The organism is Microbispora triticiradicis (genome assembly GCF_005864065.1).
In the GTDB taxonomy this organism is placed as follows: Bacteria; Actinomycetota; Actinomycetes; order Streptosporangiales; family Streptosporangiaceae; genus Microbispora; species Microbispora triticiradicis.
The window spans coordinates 43,553-60,384 of record NZ_VANP01000019.1; the positions used below are offsets into that span (position 1 = coordinate 43,553).

Genomic DNA, 16,832 nt, shown 5'->3' on the forward strand with positions numbered 1-16,832 from the left:
GTCCTGATTGACGGCAGCCACTCTACGCGTGCCGTACGATCACCGGTCGTGAGTGAGACGCGGTACGCCCTGAACGGCATGGTGTGCACGGCCGACCACCTGGCCTCGGCGGCCGGTGTCGCGATGCTCGACCGGGGCGGCAACGCGGTGGACGCCGCCATCGCCGCCAATGCCGTGCTGGCGGTCACCGCCCCGCATCTGTGCGGTCTCGGCGGCGACCTGTTCGCGCTCGTCCACGACGGCGCCGTGTCCGCGCTCAACGCGTCCGGACGGGCGGGATCGGGCGCGGACCCCGGCCGGCTGCGGGCGGAGGGCCGGGACCGCATGCCGCACCTGTTCGACATCCGGTCGGTCCCGGTGCCGGGCTGCGCGGACGGATGGCTGGCGCTGCACGAGCGGTACGCCCGCCTGCCGCTCGCCGACCTGCTGGCCCCGGCGATCCGCCACGCGGCCGGCGGCTTCCCCGCCTCGCCGCTGCTGGGGCCGACGGCCGACTTCGTCGGCACGCTCGCCGGGGCGGGCGACTTCGCGGCCGTACGGCGCCCCGGAGACGTGATCCGGCGTCCCGGGGTCGCCAGAGCGCTCGCCGCCCTCGCCGAAGGCGGCCGGGAAGCGTTCTACCAGGGCGAGTTCGGCGAAGGGCTGCTGGCGCTGGGCGGCGGCGAGTACACCGGGGACGACCTGGCCCGGCCGAACGCCGACTGGGTGGAGCCGCTGGAGATCGAGGTGTTCGGGCACCGCGTCTGGACGACGCCGCCGAACTCGCAGGGCTACCTGCTGCTGCTCGCTCTGGAGATCCTCGCCGGGCTCGGCCCGCCCGCCGATCCGGCCGAGCCGCGCTGGGCGCACCTGCTGGTGGAGTCGGCCAGGGCGGCCGGGCACGACCGCCTCGGCGTGCTGCACGAGACGGCCGTCGCGCCCCTGGACACGGCGGCCGCCCGGCGGGCCCTGGTCGATCCGGCGCGCCGCTCGCCGCTGCCGGCCGCCCCCTCCGCGTCCGGCGACACGACGTATCTGTGCGCGGTGGACGGCGACGGCATGGGCGTCTCGCTGATCCAGTCGAACGCGTCGGGCTTCGGCAGCCTGCTCTTCGAGCCGGGCACCGGCATCAACCTGCACAACCGCGGCATCGGCTTCTCGCTCACGCCCGGTCATCCCGCGGAGTACGGCCCGGGCCGCCGGCCGCCCCACACCCTGTGCCCGGCGCTGGTCACCCGCCCGGACGGGACCCTGCGCGCGGTCCTCGGCACGATGGGCGGGGACGCCCAGCCGCAGATCCTGCTGCAGATCGTCACCCGCCTCCTCCTGCACGGGCAGACGCCGGGAGAGGCCGTCGGCGCCCCCCGGTGGCGGCTGAGCGGCGGCGACACCGGCTTCGACACCTGGCGGTCCGATCAGGGGGTCGAGGTCGAGGAGGGGGCGCCGTGGGCGGACGGCCTGCGCGAGCGCGGCCATCCGGTCGGGACGGCCGCGTACGGCACGGACTTCGGGCACGCCCACCTGATCGACCTGCTCCCGTCGGGCTCGCTCGCCGGGGCGGCCGACCCCCGCGCCCTCATCGGCGCCGCGCTCGGCCGCTGAGAGCCCGCCGCGGAGAACCCGCCGCCGGGCCCGTCTCCCCGCCGCCGTGTCCCCGCAGCCGGGCCGCGAGATCCGCCGCCGGGGCCGCCGACGCTGGGGCCGAATCCGGGGTCACCCGGCCCGGGCGGCGGACTCGGCCTGCTCGACGGCCTTGCGGATGCGCTTCTCCGAGACCGGTGTCGGGGTGCCGATCTGCTGGGCGAAGAAGCTCACCCGCAGTTCCTCGATCATCCACCGGATGTCCCGCACGGCCTTGGCGTCCCGCTCGGCGGGCTTCAGCCGGTCGAGCAGGTCGCGGTAGTCGTCCTCGACGTCGTGCACCCGGTGCATCCACTCGCGGTCGCGGCCGGGGTCGTCGGGGAGCTTGTCCAGCCGCCGCTCGACCGCGCGCAGGTAGCGGAGCACGTCCGGCAGCCGGTCGTACCCCGTCTCGGTGACGAACCCGGCGTGGACCAGCGCGTCGAGCTGGTCGCGGACGTCGGCGGCGAGGTCGGCGACGGCGCCGCCCAGCGCGTCGAGCCGCGTCTGCGCGGTGTGCCACACCGCGAGGACACGCTCCACCCGGGTGACGACCTCCTCCGTCGTCTCGAACAGGGAGGCGCGCACGTGGTCGCGCAGCCGCTCGAAGGCGGCCTCGTCCCACGCGGGCCCGCCCGCCTCGGCGATCAGCCGGTCGGCCGCGCACTCCGTGCAGTCGTCGAACAGGGCGGCGGCGCCGCCGTGCGGGCTGCGGCTGAGGGCGAGCTTCTGCGCGGTGGTCAGCCCGCGCAGGATGGCCTTGGCCGGGCTGACCACGGTGAGCAGCACCAGCCGCCGGGTGCCCGCCCACATCGCCCGGTCGCGCTCGGCCTCGGTGTCGAACATCCGGACCGCGACGCTGCCGCCCTCGTCCACCAGGGCCGGGTACGCGCGCATCCTGCCCTGCTCGAACACCTTCGGCAGGGTGCCGATCGTCCAGCTCCGCAGGCCGTCGCGCTCCAGGTCGTCGGCGGCCCTCGACAGGGTGGCGCGCAGCTTGGAGGCGAGCCGCCGCTTGAGGGCCTCCAGGTCCTTGTCCTCGTCCACCGTGCGCCTGCGGTCGTCGATCACCCGGTAGGTGATCCGCAGGTGCGCGGGGAGCTGGTCGAGCGCCCAGGCGTCGCGCGGGATCGCCACCCCGGTCATCGCGTGCAGCTCGCGCTCCAGCGCGCCGAGGATGGGCTCGCCGCCCGCCCGTACGCGTTCCAGCACGGCCTTGGCGTAGTTGGGGGCGGGCACGAAGTTGCGGCGCAGGTGCTTCGGCAGCGACCTGATGAGGGCGGTGACGAGGTCCTCCCGCAGACCCGGGATCTGCCAGTCGAAGCCCTCCGGCTCCACCTGGTTGAGCACGGCGAGCGGGATGTGGACGGTCACGCCGTCCGCCTCCCCCGTCTCCGGCGCGCCGGGCTCGAACCGGTAGGTGAGCCGCATCCGCTGGCCGTTCTGCCGCCAGGCGTCGGGGTAGTCGCGGGCGCTGACCCCGGCGCTGTCGTTGACCAGCATCTCCTGGGTGAACGTCAGCAGGTCGGGCGTCTCGCGGGACGCCTTCTTCCACCAGCTGTCGAAGTGCCGGCCCGAGACCACCTCGGCGGGGATCCGCTGGTCGTAGAAGTCGAACAGCGTCTCGTCGTCGACGAGGATGTCGCGGCGGCGGGCCTTCTCCTCCAGTTGCCCGACCTCGTCGAGCAGCTTGCGGTTGTCGTGGAAGAACCTGTGGTGGGTCCGCCAGTCGCCCTCGACCAGCGCGTGCCGGATGAACAGCTCACGGCTGAGCTCGGGGTCGATGCGGCCGTAGTTGACCTTCCGCTCGGTCACGATCGGCACGCCGTACAGCGTGACCTTCTCCAGCGCGACGACGGCGGCCTGGTCCTTCTCCCAGTGCGGCTCGCTGTAGGTGCGCTTGACGAGGTGCTGGGCGAGCGGCTCGATCCACTCAGGCTCGATCTTGGCGTTGACCCGGGCCCACAGCCGGGAGGTCTCGACCAGCTCGGCCGACATGACCCACTGCGGCTGCGTCTTGGCCAGGGCCGAGCCGGGGAAGATGGCGAAACGGGCGTTGCGGGCGCCGATGTACTCGGTGAGCGGACGGCGCGGGCCGTCCTGCCTGCGCTTGGCCTCGACGTCCTTGACGCCGATGTGCGACAGCAGACCGGCCAGCAGCGACTCGTGCACGCGCCGGGGATCGGCGGGCGCGCTGTTGGGCACGACGTTCAGCGTCCGCGCCACCTGGCGGAGCTGGCTGTCGATGTCCTGCCACTCCCGTACGCGCAGGTAGTTGAGGAACTCGGCCTTGCACAACCGCCGGAAGGCACCCGACGACAGCTCTTTCTGCCGCTCGCGCAGGTAGTTCCAGAGGTTCAGGTAGGTCAGGAAGTCGGATTCCTTGTCCGCGAAGCGGCGGTGCTTCTCGTCGGCCGCCTGCTGCTTGTCGGCCGGGCGTTCGCGCGGGTCCTGGATGGACAGCGCGGCCGCGATGATCATCACTTCGCGGGCGCAGCCGTTCTTCTCCGCCTCCAGCACCATCCGGGCCAGCCGGGGGTCGACCGGCAGCTGGGCGAGCCTGCGTCCCACCGGAGTGAGCTGCGGCCCCTGCCGCGTCTCCCGCCCCGGACCCCGTCCGCCCCGGCCTCCGGCCCTCTCGGCGCCCCGGTCTCCACTTCGCTCGGCGCTCCGGTCGCCGTCCTGCTCGGCGCTCCGGTCCGCGCTTCGGTCGGCGCTCCGGTCGGCGAGGGCGCCGAGCTCGACCAGCAGGTTGACGCCGTCCCTGATCTGGCGGCTGTCCGGCGGCTCCACGAACGGGAACGCCGCGATGTCGCCCAGGCCCAGCGAGGTCATCTGCAGGATGACGCTCGCCAGGTTCGTACGGAGGATCTCCGGGTCGGTGAACTCGGGGCGGGAGAGGAAGTCCTCCTCCGAGTAGAGGCGGATGCAGACGCCGTCGGACGTACGGCCGCAGCGGCCCTTGCGCTGGTTGGCCGAGGCCTGCGAGACCGGCTCGATCGGCAGCCGCTGCACCTTCAGCCGGTGGCTGTACCGGGAGATCCGCGCCGTGCCGGGGTCCACCACGTACTTGATGCCCGGCACGGTCAGCGACGTCTCGGCCACGTTGGTGGCCAGCACGATCCGGCGGCCGCGATGGGACTGGAACACCCGGTGCTGCTCGGCGGCCGTCAGCCGCGCGTACAGCGGGAGGACCTCCTCCGGGCGTCCCTTGAGCGCGTCGGCGGTGTCGCGGATCTCCCGCTCGCCGCTGAGGAAGACCAGGATGTCGCCCGGCCCCTCGGCGCACAGCTCGTCCACCGCGTCCACGATGGCCTGGGTCTGGTCGTCGTCCTCGTCGATCGGGCGGTAGCGCACCTCGACGGGGTAGGTCCGGCCGGACACCTCGACGATCGGCGCCGGGTCGCCGCCCGGGGCGGCGAAGTGCCGGGCGAACCGCTCGGGGTCGATGGTCGCGGAGGTGATGACGACCTTGAGATCGGGCCGCCGGGGAAGGAGCTGGCGGATATAGCCGAGGATGAAGTCGATGTTGAGGCTGCGTTCGTGCGCCTCGTCGATGATCAGCGTGTCGTACTGCAGCAGGAGCGGGTCGGTCTGCATCTCCGCGAGCAGGATGCCGTCGGTCATCAGCTTGACGAGCGTTCCGTCGCTGGAGTGGTCGGTGAAGCGGACCTTGTAGCCGACCGCCGATCCGAGGTCGATCGACAGCTCCTCGGCGATGCGCTCGGCGACCGTGCGGGCGGCGATGCGGCGGGGCTGGGTGTGCCCGATGACCCCGTGGACGCCCCGGCCCAGCTCCAGGCAGATCTTGGGGATCTGGGTGGTCTTGCCCGAGCCGGTCTCCCCGGCCACGATCACGACCTGGTGGTCCCTGATGGCCGCGAGCAGGTCGTCCTTGTGCCGGCTGACCGGGAGATCGGGGGGATAGCTGATGACCGGCACGGCCGCACGGCGCTCGGCCACGCGGCGTTCGGCGGCCTCCACGTCCCCCGCGATCTCCTGGACGACGGACTGGCGGGAGGCGCGGTCGCGGACCCGGCGCATGCCGTCGATACGGCGGCGCAGCCTGCGCTGGTCGCGCAGCATCAGATCGGGGATACGGCCCTGGAGATCGGCGAGCGTGTTCATTCCAGGCTCAAGGATAGGCAACGCACCCGGCCGATCTGCCAGCCGTTTTCGAACCGCGCGGCGGGCGGCCCGCCGAAGGAGGCCGCCGAGGGCCGGCCGGGCACCCCCGCCACGGTCGGCCACGGTGGATTCACAGCGGGCTCACGCTGAGTCCATAGTGGGCTCACGGGCCGGTCAGGGCCCGCGCCCGGTCGTCGCGGCGCCGGTGACGGGGGGCCTCGGTGATGCGGGGGACTCAGTGGCGGCGCGGGGGCTGGTACTTGTATCCCACGTTCCGGACGGTGACGATACGTCCGGCGTGCCTGCCGAGCTTGCGGCGCAGCCTGAGCACGTGCACGTCGACCGTGCGCCCGCCCTCCTCGTCGTACCGGTCCCAGACGGCCGCCATGAGCTGGCGGCGGTTGTAGACCCGGCCCGGCGCCGAGGTGAGGTAGTCGAGAAGCTCGAACTCCCGGTAGGTGAGCTCGATCTCCTCGCCGCCGCTGCGGACCACCCGCGCGGTCCGGTCCAGAACCAGGTCCTCCTCCGGGAGGGACACGGCGGAGAACTCGTGCCACGCCGGTCCGGGCGCCCGCTCCCGCGTGGCCGGCGTCTCGGCGGTGGCGGCGGACGGCGGTCCGCCCGCGATGGCGGACCCGGCGAACTCGACGGCCGCCCTGGCCGTCCTGCCCACCGCGTCGCTCGCCTCCCCGGCGGCCGGACGGGGCGTCCGGGCCGGTACGTCCAGGGACGTGTCGGCGGGCACGAGATAGCCCACGATCATCAGCGCGGCCCCGGTGCCCGGCACGGGAAGCACGCCGAGCACCGATCCCTGCCCGGGGTCCGGGGGCTCGTGGCCGTGCTCGTACCCCCGTACGCCGGAATCGATCACATTCTGGTGGGACATGTCGCTTCTCCTCGCCTGTCGCAAGAGGGCCTGTCGTGCACGGGCCTGTCGCGTACGGGATGCCTGTCTTACGGAATGGTGGTGACCACGGTCGCCGGCGGGTCGTCGACAGGTGGTCAACAGGCGGCGGCGCAGACGCGCAGCAGGTCGATGTGCCGGCGTTGGGTCAGCCCGCCCGAGGAGTTCATGAGTCAATCATGACAGCGAAATTACCCGCTGTCCAGGTAGGAATAAGGGAGATCTATCGCCCGAGGCAGGCGGACCCAGGGCAGGCCAGCACACCACAGGCCTGCACCGCGCAGGCAGCTCGGTGCAGGCAGACCCAGGACACGCCAGCGCAGCACTGGCGTACCGAGGGCACGCCAGTACAGGGCAGGCGGACTCAGGGCAGGCGCGCGGCGCCCGCCGCGGCCATCGCGGCGCCGATGATCCCGGCCTCGTTCCGCAGCTCCGCCGGCACCACGGGGGTGTCCCCCAGGTGGACGTGCGGCAGGAACTTCTCCGCCTTCTTGCTCACGCCTCCGCCGACGACGATCAGGGTGGGAGACAGCAGGTCGCGCATGTGCGCGAGGTACTCCTCGACGCGCTCGGCCCAGTCGTCCCAGTCCAGGTCCTCCTCCTCGCGCACCCGGTCGGAGGCGCGGTGCTCGGCCTCCTTGCCGCGGATCTCGACATGGCCGAACTCGGTGTTGGGCACCAGATGTCCGTCCACGAACAGCGCGCTGCCGATGCCGGTGCCGAAGGTCAGCATCAGGACCACCCCGGGCCTGCCCCGCCCCGCGCCGAACGTCATCTCGGCGACCCCGGCCGCGTCGGCGTCGTTGAGGACGACCGACTGGTCGCCGAACAGGTCGGCGCCCTTCACTCCGATCCACGACTTGTCGACGTTGGCGGCTGTACGGATGACGCCGTCGAGGACCACTCCGGGGAAGGTGACGCCGATCGGGCCGGTCCAGGAGAAGTGGTCCACGATCGCCTGCACGGCCGCGGCGACGGCCCCCGGCGAGGAGGGACGCGGCGTCGGGACGCGCAGGCGCTCACGGGTGAGCGTCCCGGTGAGCGTGTCCACGGTGGCGCCCTTGATCCCCGAGCCGCCGATGTCGATGCCCAGAACTTCCATGACTTCCCTCCCGGTCCGGCTTCACGGCTACCCCGCAGGCCTGTCCTCATGCGCGGTCGCGAGTATCGCACGCCTTCACGGGCGCGGCGGGTTACGTCAGAAGAGGCCGGGTAGCCCACAAATGGGGGCAAATCACCACAAGGGGGACACCATGATCAAGACGCTTCACAAAATAGGGCTCCGCTCCAACATGATGTACGGCGCGGCGTTCGGGTCGATCGGCATGTCGATCGCCTCCTGGATCATCTCGAACAAATACGAGCAGGCGGGCATCGAACGCGCGGACCGCTGGGCGCTGTTCGTCGGCGAGTGGGCCCCGACCTTCTTCGCGATGGGCATCGCCCTGCAGCTTGAGGAGATGTCCGAGGAGAAGGGGCGCGAGACCCCCGAGTGGCAGGAGCAGAGCAGCGACATCCGCCGCCCCACCCGCGCGGGCGTCTAGCGGGCGCTCCGCGTGCGGCCCGGAGGGACCGGACGGCCCCTCCGGGCCGCCTCGCCCGTGCTCACCACGCGCCTGCCCCGGGCCGTGTCCGGCGAAGGGCCCGTCAGGCCTCGGCCCGGAAGTGCGCCCGCGCCCATTCCTCGAAGGTCGTGAGCGGGATGCCGAATGCCCGTGCGTACTCCGGGCGGGCGGGCTGGCCGACCGTGTCGATGTACTCGTGTGAGGTGACGCCCGCGCCCGGCATTCCGGCGGCGATCGCCTCCTCCATGGTCATGTCGGGCGCGGCCAGCTCCCTGCCCAGGACGCGGGAGAGAACCCCGGCGATCTCCGTCATCGAGAGGTAATCGCCGGCCAGCTCCAGCTCGACCTCGTGGAACCGCTCCGGTGCGGCGAAGGCCGCGGCGGCCGCCGCGCCGATGTCGCCGGCCGCGACGAGGGAGAGCCGGGTGCCGGGCCGCAGCACGGTCACGATCCCGCCCTCGACACCGCGGGGAAGCAGGTAGGCCGTCGACGGCAGGAAGTTCTCCATGAAGAACCCCGGCTTGATGATCGTCCAGCGCGTGAAGCCCGCCTTCCGTACCCGGTCCTGAGCCTCGGCCTTGGCGGAGAGGGCGGGCTCTATGGACGCCCAGCGGCCTTCGGCCCAGCCGGGGGCCTCGGTGTGCCGCCCCGCGCCCGTGACGGATGTGTGCACGAACTGCGGCACGCCCGCGGCCAGGGCGCCCTCGACCAGGTTGACGGCCTGGGCCACCTCGCCCTCGAAGTCGTAGGCGTCTCCCTTGATCGGGGGCATCTGCACCGAGAAGACGCCCCGGGCCCCCCTCGCGGCCCTGACCACGGAGTCGCGGTCATTGAGGTCGCCGGTGACCAGTTCGGCGCCGAGCTCCTCGACCGCCCTCGCCCGGGCGGACGTGGGGTCGCGGACCAGCGCCCGGACGGGGACGCCGTTCGCGAGCAGGGCGCGGGCGGTGGCGCCGCCCTGCCGTCCGGTGGCGCCGGTGACCAGAACGGGTGCGGAATCGGTGGACATGAGACCCCTCCTACAGGTGGGCGGTCGCTAAACGGCGGGCCCCGCCGTTTATGCTTCGGTAAGATACGGCGGACCCCGCCAGTTAGCAACCGTGAGGTGACGCGATGCCCGCCCAGCGTGCGGACGCCCGGCGCAACTACGGCCTCCTGCTCGCCGTGGCCAAGGAGGAGATCGCCGCGCACGGTCCCGACGCCTCCCTGGAGCAGATCGCGCGCGTCGCGGGGGTCGGGTCCGCCACGTTGCGCCGGCACTTTCCCAGCCGTCACGCCCTGCTGGAGGCGGTCTTCCGCGAACGGGTCGAGACCCTGTGCGCCCGCGCCCGCGAGCTGACCGGCGGGTCCGACACCCGGGCCGCGCTGCTGGAGTGGCTGAGCGCCGTCGTCGCGGACGCCGCGACCATCCGGGGGCTGGCCACCGCGCTGACCCTCGACCCCGCGATCGACGCCGGCGCGGCGCACGAGTACTGCTGCTCGGCGCAGCTCACGGAGGCGGGCGAGCCACTGGTGCGCCGCGCCGCGGACGACGGCGCGCTGGCGCCGGGTGTGACCATCGCCGACCTGCTCACCCTGATCACCGGCATCGCCCTGGCCACGGAGCACCGTCCGGACGCCGCCGCCGAGGCGGACCGGCTGCTCGGCCTGGCCGTGGCGGGAGTCAGCCCCAGCCGGCGGTGAGCGGAGGGAGTGCCGCCCGGACTCCGGCGGCTTCGCCTGGCTCGGCGCGCGTGACACCGGACCCCGCCGCCGTCGCGCGCTGGCTGCGCATGCGGCCCGCCCGCGCGGGCGGCACCCGCGTCCTGGCCGTCGAGGGACGCTCGGGTGCGGGCAAGTCGACACTGGCCGCCGCCGTGGCCGCGGCGCTCGTCGCGCCGGTCGTCCGCATGGACGACCTGTACGACGGCTGGGACGGCCTGCAGGCCGGGGTGGACGCCCTGATGGAGTGGGTGCTGAGACCGCTCGGCCTCGGCCGCCCGGCACGCTGGCGGCGCTACGACTGGGCACGTGGCGAGTACGCGGAATGGCACGAGATCGCCGGGGCGGACACCCTCGTGATCGAGGGCGTGGGCTGCGGCGCCCGCGAGGCCGGGCCGTACCTCGGCGGGCTGGTGTGGCTGGAGGCCGGCGAGGAGGTCCGCCGGGCGCGGGCGCTCGCCCGTGACGGCGAGACGTACGCGCCCCACTGGCGGCGCTGGGCCGAACAGGAGGAGCGGTACTACGCCCGCCACGACGTGCGTTCGCGGGCCGGCCTCGTCGTCCTCACCGGCTGAGGCGCCGCCGATCAGCCCAGGCCGGCGCGGTACTCCTCGTCGCTGACCGGCCCGTGCCAGTGGGTCTTGCCGCTCGCCGTGACGGCGAGGTGCACCAGCGTGTCGTCGGCGGCCGCGCCGTGCCAGTGCTTCTCGCCCGGCTCCACGTGGACCCAGTCGCCCGGCCCGATGGGCGTGCCCCCGGTCTCGCCCCAGCGCACCACCACCCCGCGTCCCGACACCACGTACAGCGCCTGCTCCCCCTCGTGGGTGTGCCAGCCCGAGCGGGCCTGCGGTTCGTAGGAGAAACGCTGGGCACGCAGGCCGTCCGGCCGCACCCCCTCCAGCGCCTCCGCCTCCCACACGCCGTCGGTGAACCTGTCCGGCCCTGGCCGGGTGGCCTTCATGTCACTCTCGCGTACGAACCTCATCAAGATCCTCCATGGAAACCCCCGCCTTCAGGCGGGGGAGGAATCGGACTGCCTGCGGAGCAGGGCATGGCAGGCGGTCCGCCGCCAGGCGAACCGCCGTGTCGAACAACTGCGCGATGCTCGACCGAGCGTGCATGATGTGAGGCGTGGCGCAGATCGTGAAGCGGGCCTACAAGTACCGCTTCTACCCGACTCCCGAGCAGGCGTGCGAGCTTGCCCGGACGTTCGGGTGCGTGCGCCTGGTCTACAACAAGGCCCTTGAAGAACGCACCCGCGCCTATGCCCTGGAAGGCCGCCGCGTGTCCTACGCGGAGGCCTCGGCCTTGCTGACGGCGTGGAAGCGCGAGGAGGAGCTGGCGTTCCTCAACGGGGTGTCCAGTGTGCCGTTGCAGCAGGCCCTGCGGCACCTGCAGGCCGCCTTCGCGAACTTCTTCGCCAAACGGGCCAGGTACCCCACCTTCAAGTCCCGCAAGAAGTCGCGGGCGTCGGCCGAGTACACCCGCTCGGCGTTCCGCTACCGCGACGGACAGCTCACGCTGGCAAAGATGGATGGCCCGCTGGACATCGTGTGGTCGCGTCCGCTCCCGCAGGGGGCGGAGCCGTCCACGGTGACCGTGAGCACGGACGCGGCCGGGCGGTGGTTCGTGTCCCTCCTGGTGGAGGAGACGATCCACCCCCTCGACCCCAGCGGGGACGTGGTCGGGGTGGACGCGGGGATCACCAGCCTGGTGGCCCTGTCCCGCCTGATCGACAATCTCACCGACCAGGACGGCAGGGTCGCCAACCCCCGGCATGAGCGCACCGACCGGCGCAGGCTGGCCAAGGCCCAGCGCTCGCTGGCGCGCAAGGCGGCGGGCAGCGCGAACCGGGCCAGGGCTCGGCTCAAGGTCGCCCGCGCCCATGCCCGCGTCAGTGACCGGCGCCGGGACTTCCTGCACAAGTTGTCGACTCGGCTCGTCCGTGAGAACCAAACGGTCGTGATCGAGGACCTGGCCGTCCGCGCCATGGTCAAGAATCACTCGCTGGCCCGCGCCATCTCCGATGCGGGCTGGCGGGAGCTGCGGTCGATGCTGGAGTACAAAGCCAGGTGGTACGGGCGGGAACTGGTCGTGATCGACCGGTGGTTCCCCTCCTCCAAGCTGTGCTCGGTCTGCGGGGCACTGCAGAAGTCGATGCCGCTGGATGTCCGGGTCTGGGAGTGCGCCTGCGGCGCGGTCCATGACCGGGACGTCAACGCCGCGAAGAATGTCCTCGCCGCTGGGCTGGCGGAGAGGTGAAACGCCTGTGGAGCTGGTGTAAGACCTCAACGAGAGTCCTCTCGGACGAGGCGACCGGCGGTGAAGCAGGAAACCCGACCGGCGACGGTCGGAATCCCGTCCCTTCAGGGAGGGAAATGTCAACGCGCACTCCCTTCACCGCGGCCGCGGGCCGGTCGGGTCGTTCCGGCGCCGCCCGCACCCGTCTCCGCATCCTGCATCACGCGGCGGCGGCCCAGCTATGGCGATTTGCCCGGTTTATGCCGGGTACGTCTCTTCTGATGAGTTCTGCCGGACGGAGGTGACAGCCATGAGCGTTCCGATGCGGCGGGAGTCCCGGGGCCTCGTGCCCGACCTGTTCGACCTGCTGGAGGCGCCGCTGGCCGCGATGAGGCCGATGGCCGGCCAGCAGATGCGGCTGGAGGACTACGTCAGGAACGGCCGGTACGTGCTGCGGGCGGAACTGCCCGGCATCGACCCGGAGAAGGACGTCGAGATCAGTGTGTCGAACGGGGTCCTGACCATCCACGCCGAACGGCGCCACGAGGAGCGGCAGGGGCACCGCACCGAGTTCCGGTACGGGACCTTCACCCGGTCCGTCGTGCTGCCCCCGAACGTGGACGAGAACGACGTGAAGGCCACCTATGACCAGGGCATCCTGGAGGTGAGCGTACGGCTCGCCGAGGAGCGGGAGGAGCGCAGGCGCATCCCGATCGAGCGGCCGGAGGGACAGCGGCAGCAGGACTGACGCGCCCGGGAGTACCGGCGCCGCCCCCAGAGCCCGCCAGGGCCCGCCAGAGCCGGCCAGGGCCCACCACGGCTCGCACCACGGCCCGCCCGACCGGGCGGGCCGACCGGCCTGGCCACCTGCCCAGGCCGTCAGGGCCACCTGCCAGGCCGTCACATGCCGGGCCTTTCCGTCACACGCCCGGACCGTCACCCGCGCGTCCGGAACGGAAGGGAGACGGCTCAGCAGGCCGGCCGAACGACGGCGACGGGACAGCCGGCGTGGTTCAGGACGCCCCGGCTGACCGAGCCGAGCATCACCGACCCCAGCGCTCCCCGGCCGCGCGAGCCGACCACGAGCAGGTCGGCGACGCGTGACGCCTGGATGAGCGCGTCGACGGGGTGGCCGTAGACGACCTCCTCGTGCACCGCCACCTCCGGATACCCGCGGCGCGGGCCCGCCAGTTTCTCCGCCGCCACGCGCCTGCGGGCCTCGCGCACCTCCTCGACGTCATAGGTGATCTCGGGGGCGAGCGGGTGGGCGGGAAGCCGCCACGCGTGCACCGCCCGCAGGCCGCAGCCGTGCAGCCTCGCCTGCTCGAAGGCGTACGCCAGCGCCGGATCGCACTCGGGCGAGTCGTCCACCCCCACGACGATCTCGCCGCGGCCTCCGGACCACCCGGGCCGTACGACGACGACCGGGCAGGGAGCGTGCCCGGCGACGTGGAAGCCGACCGACCCGACGACGATGCCGGCGAAGCCGCCGAGCCCTCTGCTGCCGAGGACGATCTCGACGGCCTCCTCCCCCTTGTCCCGCAGCGCGCGGGCGGGGACGCCTTCGACGATCTCCGCGCTGATCCGCACGTCCGGCCGGTGTTCGCGCACCACAGCCTCGGCGGCGGCGAGCGCCCGCTCGGCGTGCCGGGTCAGCGGGTCACCGCCCGAGGTGGGGAACCTCGGTATCCCGTACGCCCAGTGGTCCACGACCGAGACGAGGCGGAGCGGGCAGCCGCGGCGGGCGGCGTCGTCCGCGGCCCACCGCACGGCGGCCGTCGCGGCGGGCGAGCCGTCGGTGCCGACGACGATCTCGCCGGGCATGGGCGCTCCTTCCTTGGCCGGCCCCCTTCGTGGCGCCACCGCCCAGGGGCGTCGTTTCGGGCCGCGCCGTGCCGCGTCGGCCCTCATGGCGGGGTGGGTGCCGGGGCCGTACAGCACGGAGGGATGCTGGACTCCTGGGAGGTGGTCCGCATGGAGTCGAAGCGCTGGACCGTCGAGATCTTCGTGAACGAGGACGACAAGGACGACATCACCACGGCGACCGCCGTGCTCTACACGCCTTCGGGGCGGCGGCATGAGAGCGTCGGCCGGGCCCGCCGCAACCCGGCCGACAGGCCGGTGCCGGAGATCGGCGACGAGCTGGCGGCCGGTCGCGCGCTGGCCGACCTGGGGTCGAAGCTGATCGGCGACGGAGCCGAGGACGTGGCCCAGCTGGCCGGGCCCGCGTACGAGTCCTACTGATACCGAGTACCCGCCGCTGGGTCCTGCTGAGGTCCTGCTGAGGTGATTCACCCGTGGCGCCCCGGCCCCGTGCCGGGCCGGGGTCCGCCAGGTGTCGCCACCGATCTACTCATCGATCAGTCACAGGTCAGCCACGGGCAACCACCGGTCAGCCCCCGATCAACCACCGATCAGCCCGGCGGCGCGCATCTCCTCGGCCAGCCAGGCCAGGGCGACCTGCTCGTACGGCGCTGCGCCCATCGGCGCCCCCGTCCCCGCGCCCATCGGCGGACCCATCGGTGAGCCCACAGGTGAGCCCATCGCAGGCGCGCCGTTGGCCGTCCGCGGCCCGCCGCCGGTCGTGACGTCCCCCGCCGGGGCCGCCTCGCCGGCCGCGCCGCGGGCGCCCTGCGCGCGGCCCGGTCCCGTCGAGCCGGTGGCGTACGACCGGGTGGCGGACGGCCCGCTGCCGCGCCTGCCGCCCGGGGAACCGGCGCCGCCGGCCCCTTCCCGCGGATCCGGGCCGGAGCCGCCGCCCTTGGCGCCCGTGCGGGGACCGCCGGGGACGAGCCCGCCCGGGAGGGACCCACCGGACAACGGCCCGTTCGTCGTGACGCCCGCGCCGTACGCCGTCTGGCCCGCGAGGCCGTGCTGCGCCCCCGAGCCGGCCTGCCCGGGATGACCCGGATACCCGGACCGGCCGCCCTGTCCCACGGGGGCGGGCGCGAGCAGCCCGGCCTCCGTCATCTCGGCGGCGAGCCGGCCCAGCAGCGTGTCCGTCCCGGCCGGTTCGGGGGTGATCTGCGCGAGAGCGGGCGCGAGGGCGCGCAGCGCGTTCGGCATCCCGGCGCCGGTGCGGTGGAGGTCCCCGAGGTTCAGCGGCACGCAACTCGACTTGATGATCTGGAAGAGGTGGTCGACCCGCCGCGCGTCCCGTCCGGCGTAGGCGGTGCGGAAGTCGCCGTGATGGGCGAGCACGAGCGCCGCCAGTCCGGCGACGTGCGGCGCGGCCATCGAGGTGCCGTCGAGGACGGCGTACGCGTCCGGCGGCACGGCCGACAGGACGGCCACGCCCGGAGCGCAGACGTCGATCTCGGGTCCGCGGCAGGTGAAGCGGGGTGAGAAGTACCCGTCACCGGTGACGGGACCGTCGATCTCGGCCTCGTGCGCGGTGCCGGGCGGGAACGCGTCCGCCTTGCCGACGGCGGCGACGGTCAGCACGCCGGGCAGGGTGCCGGGGAAGGCGACCGGTCCCCCGTCGTTGCCCGCGGCCACCACGCACGCCACCCCCGCCGCCCGGGCCTGCTCGATCTTGGCGGCCACCAGCGGGGAGTGGTGTCTGCTCGCGAGGCTCAGGTTGACCACGTCGACGCGTTGCTCGACGCAGTAGTCGAGTGCCTCGACGAGGTCGCTGAACCGCCCGCCCGGGAAGATCTTGCACGCGTGCACCTCGGCCTCGACGGCGAAGCCCACGATGCCCCGGCCGTCGTCCGCGCCCGAGATGACGGCCGCGCAGTGGGAGCCGTGGTAGGCCGCGTCGGCCCTCCATCCCTCGGGCTCGGCGTCGACCAGGTCGATCCCGGCGCGTACGCGTTCGCGCAGGTCCGGGTGGCGGACGTCGGCCCCGGAGTCGACGATGGCGATCCTGACCCCCGCGCCGCGCAGCGTGGGGGGCAGCCGGTCGAGGTTCATCGCCTGCTGGCCCCAGCCGAAGACCTGCCGGTCCGGGAAGCCGCCGAAGGTCTCGGCCAGGCGCACCGGCTCGACGAGGTTGTCCCGGGTGGTCGACAGGGCCGGGCGCTCGACGTGCACGCTCCAGTAGCCCGAGCGCGGCCGGACGGTCAGCCCGGTGATCGAGTCGGGCGTCTCTCCCGCCATCGTCACCACGGCGCGTCCGTCGGCCCCCGTGACCGCCTGGCCCGGCCAGCCGTGCCCGGTCACCAGGACGCTCGCGCCCGGCAGCGGCGTGCCGTCCGCGTCCCTGACCAGGACGGCGAACGTGCTCTCCAGGCCGGGCGGCGCCACCACCGGGGCGGGCCGCCGCCGGCGCGGTGGCCGCGGCACCTCGCTGTAGGTCAGCAGCCGGTCGCGCTCGAAGTGGAGCTGCGGATACTGGCGGCGCAGCGCCTCGACGTGCTCCGGCGTCGTCTCCGCCACGACCACGGCGGGGAACCCCGGGACCGCGGCCTCCGGGTTCCCCGCCGCCCGTCCCCGTACGCGGCGCAGCACGCGCACCTCGGGGTCGTCCTCCAGCAGCCTGCGCACCGTGTCGTCGTCGTACGCCGGCCCGGCGGCTCCCGGCGCCGCCGGGTGCGGCTGCGGCAGCGCCGCCACCATGTAGCGCCGCGGCCGGGACTCCACCGGCTGCGGCGCCTGGCGCGACGCCTGCCGCCCCCGTGGGGTCGCCGGGCGCGGCTCCTCGATTGCGTCCTTGGGCTTGTCGTTAGTGGTCACAACGTCTCGACTCTCCC

The 16,832-nt window shown here is 73.4% G+C and carries 13 protein-coding genes and 1 pseudogene; 7 read left to right on the plus strand and 7 right to left on the minus strand.

Annotated elements, in window-relative coordinates; all coding sequences use genetic code 11:
- The first annotated feature begins 48 nt into the window (after positions 1 to 48).
- Complete coding sequence (locus tag FED44_RS32075; RefSeq protein WP_138463013.1) at positions 49 to 1,581, plus strand: gamma-glutamyltransferase family protein; 1,533 nt, start codon at positions 49 to 51, stop codon at positions 1,579 to 1,581.
- 111 nt (positions 1,582 to 1,692) lie between these two features.
- Here the strand turns inward: FED44_RS32075 and hrpA are convergent, their stop codons facing one another.
- The 3 genes from hrpA to ppgK form a co-directional block, all read right to left on the minus strand.
- Positions 1,693 to 5,727: an ATP-dependent RNA helicase HrpA gene (gene hrpA / locus FED44_RS32080; protein WP_138463014.1), complete on the minus strand. Its 4,035-nt coding sequence runs from the start codon at positions 5,725 to 5,727 to the stop codon at positions 1,693 to 1,695.
- A gap of 235 nt (positions 5,728 to 5,962) precedes the next feature.
- Positions 5,963 to 6,613, minus strand: a complete 651-nt coding sequence (locus tag FED44_RS38260; RefSeq protein WP_187406015.1) for a winged helix-turn-helix transcriptional regulator — start codon at positions 6,611 to 6,613, stop codon at positions 5,963 to 5,965.
- 382 nt (positions 6,614 to 6,995) lie between these two features.
- Positions 6,996 to 7,733 carry a polyphosphate--glucose phosphotransferase gene (gene ppgK / locus FED44_RS32090; protein WP_117408262.1) on the minus strand — a complete coding sequence of 246 codons (738 nt, stop codon included), beginning with the start codon at positions 7,731 to 7,733 and terminating at the stop codon, positions 6,996 to 6,998.
- Between the two features lie 151 nt (positions 7,734 to 7,884).
- Between ppgK and FED44_RS32095 the strand changes: the two genes are divergently transcribed.
- Positions 7,885 to 8,175, plus strand: a complete 291-nt coding sequence (locus FED44_RS32095) for a hypothetical protein (protein WP_117408272.1) — start codon at positions 7,885 to 7,887, stop codon at positions 8,173 to 8,175.
- Between the two features lie 103 nt (positions 8,176 to 8,278).
- Here FED44_RS32095 and FED44_RS32100 read toward each other — a convergent pair whose 3' ends face one another.
- The gene (locus FED44_RS32100) at positions 8,279 to 9,205 is read right to left on the minus strand and encodes an NmrA family NAD(P)-binding protein (RefSeq protein WP_138463015.1); all 927 of its coding nucleotides are present in this window, start codon (positions 9,203 to 9,205) and stop codon (positions 8,279 to 8,281) included.
- 104 nt (positions 9,206 to 9,309) lie between these two features.
- Here FED44_RS32100 and FED44_RS32105 point away from each other — a divergent pair, with 104 nt between their 5' ends.
- Both FED44_RS32105 and FED44_RS36150 read left to right on the plus strand, forming a co-directional pair.
- Positions 9,310 to 9,879, plus strand: a complete 570-nt coding sequence (locus tag FED44_RS32105; protein ID WP_117408264.1) for a TetR/AcrR family transcriptional regulator — start codon at positions 9,310 to 9,312, stop codon at positions 9,877 to 9,879.
- A gap of 50 nt (positions 9,880 to 9,929) precedes the next feature.
- The gene (locus FED44_RS36150; protein WP_244302450.1) at positions 9,930 to 10,472 is read left to right on the plus strand and encodes a nucleoside/nucleotide kinase family protein; all 543 of its coding nucleotides are present in this window, start codon (positions 9,930 to 9,932) and stop codon (positions 10,470 to 10,472) included.
- Positions 10,473 to 10,483: 11 nt separating this feature from the next.
- On the opposite strand, the gene FED44_RS32115 is transcribed toward FED44_RS36150, so the two are convergent.
- Complete coding sequence (locus FED44_RS32115) at positions 10,484 to 10,882, minus strand: cupin domain-containing protein (protein WP_117408265.1); 399 nt, start codon at positions 10,880 to 10,882, stop codon at positions 10,484 to 10,486.
- A gap of 146 nt (positions 10,883 to 11,028) precedes the next feature.
- Here FED44_RS32115 and FED44_RS32120 point away from each other — a divergent pair.
- Both FED44_RS32120 and FED44_RS32125 read left to right on the plus strand, forming a co-directional pair.
- Positions 11,029 to 12,246, plus strand: a pseudogene (locus FED44_RS32120) (RNA-guided endonuclease InsQ/TnpB family protein); the annotation flags it as partial.
- Between the two features lie 202 nt (positions 12,247 to 12,448).
- Entirely contained in the window at positions 12,449 to 12,886 is a 438-nt protein-coding gene (locus FED44_RS32125; protein ID WP_117408266.1) for an Hsp20/alpha crystallin family protein, read from the plus strand.
- 221 nt (positions 12,887 to 13,107) lie between these two features.
- Here FED44_RS32125 and FED44_RS32130 read toward each other — a convergent pair whose 3' ends face one another.
- Positions 13,108 to 13,962 (minus strand): universal stress protein, encoded by an 855-nt coding sequence (locus tag FED44_RS32130; protein ID WP_138463017.1) that lies wholly within the window; start codon positions 13,960 to 13,962, stop codon positions 13,108 to 13,110.
- Between the two features lie 123 nt (positions 13,963 to 14,085).
- Between FED44_RS32130 and FED44_RS32135 the strand changes: the two genes are divergently transcribed.
- On the plus strand, positions 14,086 to 14,382 hold the full coding sequence (locus tag FED44_RS32135) for a DUF1876 domain-containing protein (protein WP_244302451.1): 297 nt from the start codon (positions 14,086 to 14,088) through the stop codon (positions 14,380 to 14,382).
- A gap of 159 nt (positions 14,383 to 14,541) precedes the next feature.
- Here FED44_RS32135 and FED44_RS38265 read toward each other — a convergent pair whose 3' ends face one another.
- Positions 14,542 to 16,815 (minus strand): S8 family serine peptidase, encoded by a 2,274-nt coding sequence (locus tag FED44_RS38265; RefSeq protein ID WP_138463018.1) that lies wholly within the window; start codon positions 16,813 to 16,815, stop codon positions 14,542 to 14,544.
- Positions 16,816 to 16,832 lie beyond the last annotated feature (17 nt).